Consider the following 8,881-nt stretch of genomic DNA (forward strand, 5'->3'; position numbering starts at 1 on the left):
AATATTGCGAAAGACCCGGAGTATCGCCCGGTCGGGCCGGGCCGGTCTTGTTCAGGACTGCACTGATCCGGCGGATTGGGAATGCGCGGTGTGCGGTGCGCTCTCGTGGCTCGCCTGGCTGGAGGACGGCGCGGCGAAGACCGTTGCGGCCACGCCGATCAGCGCGCCGCTCAATGCGCAGGCGATCAGCAGTGCCCGTGTGCGGCGATGCTCGCGGCGCAGCGCTTCGAGCGCGGCGGCCTGGGCTTGTGCCGCGCCCGGGCCGTGTGCCGGGTGAGTGCGGTGCTGCATGAAGTGATAGATGAGTTGCGGCACGCGCGGCGCGACCTGCGCGAGATGCGGCAGCTCCTCGGCAAGCCGCTTGACCCAGCCTTGCGGACCGAGATCGCGCCTCGCGATGTCCGCGAGCGTCGCGCTTGCGATTCCCCATGCATCCACGCCCGGATGAATCGTGCGTGCGAGCGTTTCGGCGTTGCCGAACGCGCGCTGCGCAGCGGCGAGCCGCGGCGACACCTCGCCGCCGAACGGCTGGACCGAATGCAGCAGATGATGAAGCAGCGCACCCGCGCTGCGCGTGCTGGCGTCGCTGGCGAAATGCGCCTCGCTGCGCGTGCGCAGTTCGGCTTCGATCTGCTCGGTGCGCGCATGCGCGGGCACGTGGCCCGCGACGTGGTGCAGCGCAGCGAGCCGCGCGTAGTCCTGCTCGAAGAGCGCTGTCGCGCCGTGCACGATGAATTCGCGCTCCGGCGACGAGAGGCTTGTCATCAGCGGCGCGCTCGCGAACACGAGGCGGCCGCGCGTCTGCGGCTCGATGCTCACGGCCACGCGCCGCGCGTCGAGCGTGGCATGAAAGAACCCATGCTCGAAAGCCTGCTGCGTGACCACTTCGATCAGATGCGCGGCCACGCGCGTCACGTTGATGTGATGCTCCGCGAGGCCGGCGATGTCGGTCGCGCGCACCGTGTCGATGTGCTCGACCGTGAGCGTTTGCGCGGTGCAGAAGTCCCAGATCACATCGGGCACGAGGACACGTGCGTCGTTCGCGAGATGGTGTCCCGTCTGGCTCAGGTTCGCGGCCTGCGCGCGCAGATCGAAACGGCGTTGCAGATCCTCGCGCAGCGTCTGCGCGAGCGTGCGCAGGCCCAGCTTGCGCGCGGCGCCCGAGAAGCGCTCGAGCCAGCGCGCGACGGCGCACAGCAGCGCGGCGTCGTCGTCGACTTCCTGAACCTGCTTCGCGCGCAGCACGCGCACCGTCACCATCTGATGGCCGCTGACCGGCAGCGCAAGGCGCGCGACGTGGGTCTGCTCGCACCAGCCGTTGTGGCAGGGCGTGGTGTCGATCCACGAGAACAGTGTTTGCGGCGGTTTGCCAAGCGCCGCGTTCAGGGCGGCATCGAGCTGTTGCGGCGTGAGTGGCGCTTCGAAGTGCTCGACGGCGTCGATGGCATCGTGCAGCGTGGTGGCGGCGAGTTCGGGCTTCGTGGCAAGCGTTTGCGCGAAGGCGCCCGCGAGCGGCGCGAGGCGCGGCAGTGCGCTCGATAGCTGCGTGGCGAGGCGCTCGTCATCGCGCATGCGCTCGGCGAGCGAGACGATCCAGTGCAGCTTGTGATGCTCGGGCGCGGCGAGCCAGATCAGCCGGATGCCGTAGCGCAGCGCGCAGAACAGGAGACGCAGTTGGCGAAGTTGTGAACGCATGGGGAGCAGCGGTCGACGCAACGACAAATCGACAAAACGGAGCGCCGTCCGGTTCCCGGACGGCCAACACGAGATTAGCAGGGATGGACGGGCGATGGCAGAGCCCGTTCGTTTCGTATCGTTTCGGCGCAATTCGCGCCGTCGCGCCGTGCTCTGCCGAGGGCGTTCCACCAAGGGCGCTCCACCGCAGCACGCGTAATACAATACGCCGGCCCTCCCGATTTCATGCGCCCCGCGCGCTCACTGAGATGCTCGCAGAACAACGTCACCAGTACATCCTTTCGCAAGTGAACCGGACCGGCGCGCTCTCCGTGGCAGATCTCGTGCGCGAGCTGCGGGTCTCGCGCGAAACGATCCGGCGCGACCTCAACACGCTCGCCGGCCGCGGGCTGCTCGTGACGACGCACGGCGGCGCGCTTTCCAGCGACCGCAGCGAACCGGACCTCGATGTGCGCGAGGCCGCCAACGCGAGCGCCAAGCGCGCGATCGGCGAGCGCGCAGCAGAGTTCGTGCCCGACGGCGCGTCCCTCATCATCGATTCTGGCAGCACGACGCACGCGCTCGCTCGCGCGCTCATCGACCGCCATCGCCTCACGGTCTACACCAACGACTGGCGCATCGCGCTTCTGCTCGGCCGACGCAACGAGAATCGCGTGACGCTGCTGGGCGGCGAGCTGTCCGATCAGGAAGAGGCGACCTTCGGCCTCGATACGGTGCAGCAGCTCGCGCAATATCACGTCGATTACGCGTTCGTCGGCGCGGGCGGCATCACCGCCGACGGCTGGCTGACCGACTACACGCGCATGGTCGCCGAGGTGCGCAGCCGCATGCTCACGGCCGCCGCCTGCGCGATCGTCGTGGCGGACCACTCGAAGTTCGGCCGCGTCACGCCGGTGCGCATCAACGGCTTCGAGCGCACCCGCTACGTGATCACCGAGCTCGCGCCCGAAAAGAGCGTTGCCCGCGCCATTGCCGCGCGCGGGCCCGAGCTCCTTATCGCCTGATTGCGCCTGATTGCGCCTGGTTGGACTTGCCTGGTTTCGCCGCGGCTGTGGCACTCACCACGTCCTGCCCACCGCGTTTTCAGCTGCATTGGCCGATTCTCCGGCCGCCGCTTGTGCATTGCAGCGAGAGTTTCGGCGCTCGATGTCATATGCTGTTTTTTGGCGAATTGTGGAATTTTCTGACGTTTGCCACAATCGTCATGGCCCTGTCACGAAAACCTGTGATTCTTGCCGGGCCCGTTCAGGCGGGGCCGGCGTCGCATGACGGGGCGGCTCCTGGTGTGCCGTGCGCCCGGCGGTATAGGGGTGGCAACGGCGGATTGCAGACAATCTGCAATCCGCGCGCCGCAGCGGACGGGTATGGCAGGCGGCGCAGTCCGCCGACGTTCGACATTCGACTCAACACGCATCGGGTATCCCCGAGCACATGGTTTCTGCCTTCGGAGAGCGACATGAACCACAGGAATTCCCATCGCGCGGGTTTCGCACGCAAGCTGCTGCCCATGGTGGCTGCCGCCACGCTGCTGCAATGTGCGGCGATCAGCGCCCACGCCGCCGGCGCCGTCGTGCTGTACACGGCAGACGGCCTCGAAAATCTCTACCGCGACGTTCTGCCGGCCTTCGAGAAAAAGGAAGGCGTGAAGGTCAACATCGTGACGGCCGGTAGTGGCGAAGTCGTGAACCGCGCCAACGTCGAAAAGGACGCGCCCAAGGCCGACGTGCTCATCACGCTGCCGCCGTTCATCCAGCAGGCGCAGCAAGGCGGCCTGCTGCAGCCGTATCAGAGCGTGAACTACAAGAACGTGCCGGCGATCGCGAAGTCCGCCGACGGCTCGTGGGCAACGTTCGTGAACAACTACTTCTCGTTCGCGATCAACCCCGAAGTCGTGAAGAACCAGCCGAAGACGTTCGCCGACCTCCTGCATCCCGACTACTCGGGCAAGGTGGCGTACTCGAATCCGGCCACGGCTGGCGACGGCATGGCCGTGATCATCCTCACGACCTCGCTAATGGGCGAAGACAAGGCATTCGACTACCTGAAGAAGCTCGAGCAAAGCGCCAAGTTCCACACCAAGGGCACGGGCTACCTCGACGTGCTGCTCTCGCGCAACGAGATCGCGGTGGCCAATGGCGACCTGCAGATGGATCTCGACGATGCGGCTAACGGCGGCCTCTCGCTCAAGCCGATCTTCCTCGCCGCCGACACGAGCGGCCATCCCACGACCTTCCAGTTGCCGTACGCAATCGGCCTGATCAAGGGCGGCCCGAACCAGGCGGCGGGCAAGAAGCTGATCGACTACCTGATGTCGACGGACGTCCAATCGAAGGTGCCGGACATCTTCGGCATTCCGGGCCGCACGGACGTGGCGCTCTCGGGCAAGAACGGCGCGGCGGTCAAGCAGGCTATCGAAGGCGTCAATCTGATTCCGGTGGACTGGAACCAGGTGATGGAGAAGAAGGCGGGCTGGACCACGCGCTGGAAGAACGAAGTGGTGGGCTCGTCGGGCAAGCAGACCGAAGTCGTCAAGCCGAAGTAAGCAGTTGCAGCATGCAATTGAGCAATACCTGAGCAACTGTGCATGGGACCAGAGTCAGCGTTAAAGCGCTAACTCTGGTCGACAGGAGATGAACCCGGTGAATACCGCAAGCCTTGCGCCGGCCCAGATGGCCCGCGCACTGCCGGATGTGTCCGGCCCGACCGATGCAGCCGATGCGTCCAGTGTGTCCAACCCCGGCGCCGCCGCGGGCGTGCAGATCGATCGCCTGAGCGTGCGCTTCGGCACGCGCACGGTGCTCGACGACCTGTCGCTGACCATTCGCCGCGGCGAATTGCTGACGGTGCTGGGCCGCAGCGGTTGTGGCAAGACCACCTTGCTGCGCTTCATCGCCGGGTTCATCGAAGCCGATGCGCTGGCGGGCTCGCTCACCATCGCTGGGCGCGACCTGACCCACGTGCCGCCGCATCAGCGCAACCTGGGGCTGCTGTTTCAGAGCTACGCGCTCTTTCCGCATCTCTCGGTGTTCGAGAACGTGGCGTTCGGGCTCAAGGCGCGTCGCGTGCCGTCGCGCGACATTGCGCGGCGCGTGGCGGACGCGCTCAAGCTCGTGCAGCTCGGCGACGCGGGCCACGTCATGCCCGCGCAGCTCTCGGGCGGCATGCAGCAGCGCGTGGCGCTGGCGCGCTCGCTCGTGATCGAGCCGGACGTGCTGCTGCTCGACGAGCCGCTTTCGGCGCTCGACGCCAATCTGCGCGCCTCGGTGCGCACCGAGCTCAAGGCGCTGCACGAGCGGCTGCCCGACCTCACGATCGTCTGCGTGACGCACGATCAGGACGATGCACTGGTGCTTTCCGACCGCACGCTCCTGATGCGCGATGGGCGCATCGCGCAACTCGGCACGCCGCAGCAACTCTACGACACGCCCAACGACGCCTATGTCGCCCGCTATCTGGGCGCGGCGAACCTGCTGCCGCCGAGCGTGGCGTTCCCGGTGGGCGACGCACGTTACGGCGTGCGCGACAAGCTCGCGTGCCTGCGCCCCGAAAGCCTGCGCATCGTGCCGCTGGGCGAGGGCGGGCTGCACGGCACGATCGAGTCCGTCGAATGGTATGGCTCGGTGCTCTCGGTGCCGGTGTTGCTCGACGCGATGCCGAACGAATCGGTGCTCGTCACCATGCAGCGCGGCCACGGCATGACGCCGGAAAAAGGCATGCGCGTTTCCCTGCGTTACGAGGCTGACGATGTCGTCCTTATCAACCCCTGATTCCGCGTTTCCGGGCGCGCCGCAGCCCGGCGCCGAAGCGCACGCGGCCGCCGTGCGTCGTCGCGAGCGGCGCGCGCAATGGCACATCGGCTTTCTGCTCGTATTCGTGCTGGGACCGCTCGTCGTCTATCCACTCGCGCGGCTCGTGCTGCTCAGCTTGACCGGCGAGCACGGCCTGAGCCTGCACGCCTACGCGACGTTCTTCGGTAATCCCGATTCGCGCGGCGTGATCGGCACGACGCTGTGGATCCTGTTCCTGAGCGCGGGCGTGGCCTCGCTGCTCGGCGTGGCGATCGCGGCGATCCTGTTCTTCAAGCCGTTTCCGGGCGCGCGCCTCGTCACGCGCTTTCTCGAGCTGTTCGTGGCGTTCCCGTCGTTTCTCGTCGCGTTCACGCTGATCTTTCTTTATGGCTCGCAGGGCTCGGTGAGCATCGGCCTGCAGCGGCTCTTCCATCTGCAGGCCCCGCCGCTCGATTTCCTGTTCGGCATCGGCGGGATCGTGCTCGCGGAAGTGGTGTTCTACGCGCCCTTCGTCGTGCGCCCGACGCTCGCGGCGTTCGCGCTGCTCGACATGCGCCTGATCGAAGCCGCGCGCAGCCTGGGTGCGAACAACCGCATGGTTGCTGCACGCGTGATCCTGCCGCTCGCGTGGCCCGGCATCGCGGCGGGCACGATCCTGTGCTTTCTGCTGACGTTCAACGAGTTCGGCATTCTGCTCGTGCTCGGCAGCGCGCATCTGGTCACGCTGCCCGTGGCGATCTATAGCTCGGCGACCGTCGATCTCGATCTGCCGACCGCTGCCGCGGGCGCGGTCGTGATGCTCGCGATGTCGCTTTCTTTGTATGCGCTGTATCGGCGCGTGAATCGCCGCAGTCATGGAGGCGCACGCGATGTCAAGTAAATCAGTCAATCCCGCAGACGCGGTTGCGGACCATATTGTCCTGCCGCCGAAGCATCTGCGTGCGCGGCCCGTCGAGCGCAGCGCATTCGCGCGCATCGGCAGCGGCGTGCTGCTCGCGCTAGCGGCGCTGCTGTGCTTCTGGCTCTTCGTGCTGCCGGTGATCGTGGTCGCGCTTTCGAGCGTGGCTTCGCACTGGTCGGGCACGATCTTCCCCGATGGTTTCAGCACGCGCTGGTTCGAGCGCCTCGGCTCTAGCGACTTCGACGCGCTCGTCACGAGCCTCGAAATCGGCTTCGGCGTGGCGGTGCTCGGCACCGCGCTCGGGCTGTGGCTCGCGCTGGCGCTCGAAGGGCGCGACCGGCGCGGCCTGGGCGCCATCGCCGATGCGCTCGCGATGGTGCCCAACGGCGTGCCGAGCGTCGTGCTGGGGCTCGCGGTGCTGATCGCCTATCACAAGGCGCCCGTGGACCTGTCGAGCTCGGCGGCGATCGTCGTGTTCGTGCAGCTCGCGCTGGTGCTGCCGTTTTGCTATCGCTGCGCCGCGGCGGCGCTGCGTCCCGAGTTGACCGTGCTGCGCGAAGCGGCCGCGAGCCTCGGCGCGCCGCCCGCCATGGTGCTGCGCCGCGTGGTGCTCCCGCAGTTGGTGCCGGCGATCCGCGCGAGTCTCGCGCTGGGCTTCGCGCTCTCGCTCGGCGAACTCGGCGCGACGCTCACGGTGTATCCGCCGGGATTCGCGACGGTGCCGATCGTCGTGGTCGGCGCGGTCGAGCGCGGATATTACCTGCCGGCGTCGGCGCTTTCGCTGATCTTGCTGATCGTGTCGCTGGCGGCGCTGTTGCTGATTGCTGCGCGCGTGCCGCGCCGCCGTGCGGATTGAAACCATGGACAGCACGCGGTCCGACGCGCAGCACCGCCTCGCGGGATGCGTCGGGGACGATGCGGACGGAGCAGCAGGCGAGCCAGATGCGGGTCGCGGACTGAAAGGAGTGCGCGTGGCGACTGTGATGCGGACTGTGATGCGCGATGCCGATCTGCGAAGCGCCTCGCACGCCGACGAGGCGACGCCGCTCGCGCTGGTGCGCGAGCATTCGCTGACCGACCTCGTGCGCGACGAGATCGAGCGCTGCATCGCGGGCGGGACGCTCGTGCCGGGCGCGAAGCTCGTCGAGTCCGAATGGGCGGCACGATTGCAGGTATCGCGCGGGCCCGTGCGCGAAGCGTTTCGCGCGCTCGAACAGGCGGGACTCGTGCGCAACGAGAAGCATCGCGGCGCGTACGTGCGCAGTGTGCCGGACACCGAGGCGCGCGAGCTTGCCTTGCTGTGCTCGGTTCTTGAGGAAGCTGCGTGCCGGATGCTGGCGGCGCGTATCGACGCGGCGCAGGTCGCCGCGCTGCGCGACCGGCTCGACGCCATGCGCAGCGCGCTTGCCGACGACTCCGCATTTGCGTGCGCCTGCGAGGCGTTCCGCGATGCGCTCGTCGAAGCGGCCGGCAACGGCAAGCTGCGCGAGGCGCATCGGCGCGCCGTGAACGAATGGCGATTGTCGACACGCGTGCCGCAGACCGCAGCGATGCGGCAGGCGTCATATACGCGGCACCGGGCGGTCTTGAACGCACTCGCCTCGCGCGATGCCGACGAGGCCGCGGCCCGGATGCGCGCGCAGGAAAAGCAGGACGAACCGGATGACGGCGATGGCCGTTGAGTGACAGGGCAGAGGAGCTTCGACGCGATCGACCGACGATCGACCAAAAAGGGGGCAGCAAGCATGGCACTGAGTCTGGAAGATATTCGCGGCTTGTTCGAGCAGCACGGCGGGCAGGCCTATAGCGGCGAGCCGGTGACGCAGCTTGAACATGCGCTGCAGAGCGGCGCGCTGGCCGAGGAGGACGGGGCGAGCGAGGAGCTCGTCGCTGCGGCTTTTCTGCATGACCTCGGGCATCTGTTGAATCGCCAGGGCGAAACGCCGACGGAGCGCGGTATCGACGACCTGCACCAGTACTACGCACTGCCGTTTCTGCGACCGATCCTCCCGGCGAGCGTGCTCGAGCCGATCCGGCTGCACGTCGATGCGAAGCGCTATCTGTGCGCGACCGATGAAGCGTACTTTGGCCGCCTGTCGGCCGACTCCGTGCGCAGCCTCCAACTGCAAGGCGGCATTTTCGATTCCGACGGTGCGCGCGAGTTTGCCGGGCGTCCCCATGCAGACGACGCGGTGCGTTTGCGCCGCTGGGACGACCTCGCGAAGATTGCCGGCAAGCAAACGCCGGATCTCGACCACTATCTCCAGATCGTCGATCGCGTGATGCAGCGTCACGCATGAAGCGGTTTCGCGTCTTTTTTCGAGGGGTGCAAAAAACCCCTTGCCAGATGTCATCTGCGTGACTAGAATTCCGCTCCTTCGCTTCATGCATTGCCTGACGCGAAGGCCGCCGCGAGAAACGGCGGTTGCGTGAGTCGACAGTTTTTAAGCGGTGACGTTAAAAAAAGATGTTGACGAAACGCGAAAGAGTCTGCATA

The 8,881-nt window shown here is 67.0% G+C and carries 8 protein-coding genes; 7 read left to right on the forward strand and 1 reads right to left on the reverse strand.

Going from position 1 to position 8,881, the window contains the following annotated elements; all coding sequences use genetic code 11:
• Nucleotides 1–51: 51 nt before the first annotated feature.
• Nucleotides 52–1,695 carry an ABC1 kinase family protein gene (locus tag L5014_RS34695; RefSeq protein ID WP_238468407.1) on the reverse strand — a complete coding sequence of 548 codons (1,644 nt, stop codon included), beginning with the start codon at nucleotides 1,693–1,695 and terminating at the stop codon, nucleotides 52–54.
• Nucleotides 1,696–1,943: 248 nt separating this feature from the next.
• Here L5014_RS34695 and L5014_RS34700 point away from each other — a divergent pair, with 248 nt between their 5' ends.
• The 7 genes from L5014_RS34700 (at nucleotide 1,944) to L5014_RS34730 (ending at nucleotide 8,684) form a co-directional block, all read left to right on the forward strand.
• The gene (locus L5014_RS34700; protein ID WP_238468408.1) at nucleotides 1,944–2,699 is read left to right on the forward strand and encodes a DeoR/GlpR family DNA-binding transcription regulator; all 756 of its coding nucleotides are present in this window, start codon (nucleotides 1,944–1,946) and stop codon (nucleotides 2,697–2,699) included.
• Nucleotides 2,700–3,151: 452 nt separating this feature from the next.
• On the forward strand, nucleotides 3,152–4,237 hold the full coding sequence (gene phnS / locus L5014_RS34705) for a 2-aminoethylphosphonate ABC transporter substrate-binding protein (protein ID WP_238468409.1): 1,086 nt from the start codon (nucleotides 3,152–3,154) through the stop codon (nucleotides 4,235–4,237).
• Nucleotides 4,238–4,334: 97 nt separating this feature from the next.
• A complete protein-coding gene (gene phnT / locus L5014_RS34710) occupies nucleotides 4,335–5,462 on the forward strand; it encodes a 2-aminoethylphosphonate ABC transport system ATP-binding subunit PhnT (protein WP_420800192.1) in 1,128 nt (375 codons plus the stop codon).
• Entirely contained in the window at nucleotides 5,440–6,363 is a 924-nt protein-coding gene (locus L5014_RS34715) for a 2-aminoethylphosphonate ABC transporter permease subunit (protein ID WP_238468410.1), read from the forward strand. The genes phnT and L5014_RS34715 overlap by 23 nt, the downstream gene beginning before the upstream one ends.
• Nucleotides 6,353–7,240 (forward strand): 2-aminoethylphosphonate ABC transport system, membrane component PhnV, encoded by an 888-nt coding sequence (gene phnV / locus L5014_RS34720; RefSeq protein ID WP_238468411.1) that lies wholly within the window; start codon nucleotides 6,353–6,355, stop codon nucleotides 7,238–7,240. The genes L5014_RS34715 and phnV overlap by 11 nt, the downstream gene beginning before the upstream one ends.
• 139 nt (nucleotides 7,241–7,379) lie before the next feature.
• Nucleotides 7,380–8,066, forward strand: a complete 687-nt coding sequence (locus tag L5014_RS34725) for a GntR family transcriptional regulator (protein ID WP_238468419.1) — start codon at nucleotides 7,380–7,382, stop codon at nucleotides 8,064–8,066.
• Nucleotides 8,067–8,129: 63 nt separating this feature from the next.
• Nucleotides 8,130–8,684 (forward strand): phosphonate degradation HD-domain oxygenase, encoded by a 555-nt coding sequence (locus L5014_RS34730; RefSeq protein WP_238468412.1) that lies wholly within the window; start codon nucleotides 8,130–8,132, stop codon nucleotides 8,682–8,684.
• Nucleotides 8,685–8,881: the final 197 nt, after the last annotated feature.

The organism is Paraburkholderia tagetis, from assembly GCF_022213065.1.
GTDB classification, from domain to species: domain Bacteria; phylum Pseudomonadota; class Gammaproteobacteria; order Burkholderiales; family Burkholderiaceae; genus Paraburkholderia; species Paraburkholderia tagetis.

What these genes read in the sequence shown, in the direction of transcription:
- L5014_RS34695 (WP_238468407.1), bottom strand. Translation starts at nt 1,695, where the DNA reads ATGCGTTCACAACTTCGCCAACTGCGTCTCCTGTTCTGCGCGCTGCGC.
- L5014_RS34700 (WP_238468408.1), top strand. Translation starts at nt 1,944, where the DNA reads ATGCTCGCAGAACAACGTCACCAGTACATCCTTTCGCAAGTGAACCGG.
- phnS (WP_238468409.1), top strand. Translation starts at nt 3,152, where the DNA reads ATGAACCACAGGAATTCCCATCGCGCGGGTTTCGCACGCAAGCTGCTG.
- L5014_RS34715 (WP_238468410.1), top strand. Translation starts at nt 5,440, where the DNA reads ATGTCGTCCTTATCAACCCCTGATTCCGCGTTTCCGGGCGCGCCGCAG.
- phnV (WP_238468411.1), top strand. Translation starts at nt 6,353, where the DNA reads ATGTCAAGTAAATCAGTCAATCCCGCAGACGCGGTTGCGGACCATATT.
- L5014_RS34725 (WP_238468419.1), top strand. Translation starts at nt 7,380, where the DNA reads ATGCGCGATGCCGATCTGCGAAGCGCCTCGCACGCCGACGAGGCGACG.
- L5014_RS34730 (WP_238468412.1), top strand. Translation starts at nt 8,130, where the DNA reads ATGGCACTGAGTCTGGAAGATATTCGCGGCTTGTTCGAGCAGCACGGC.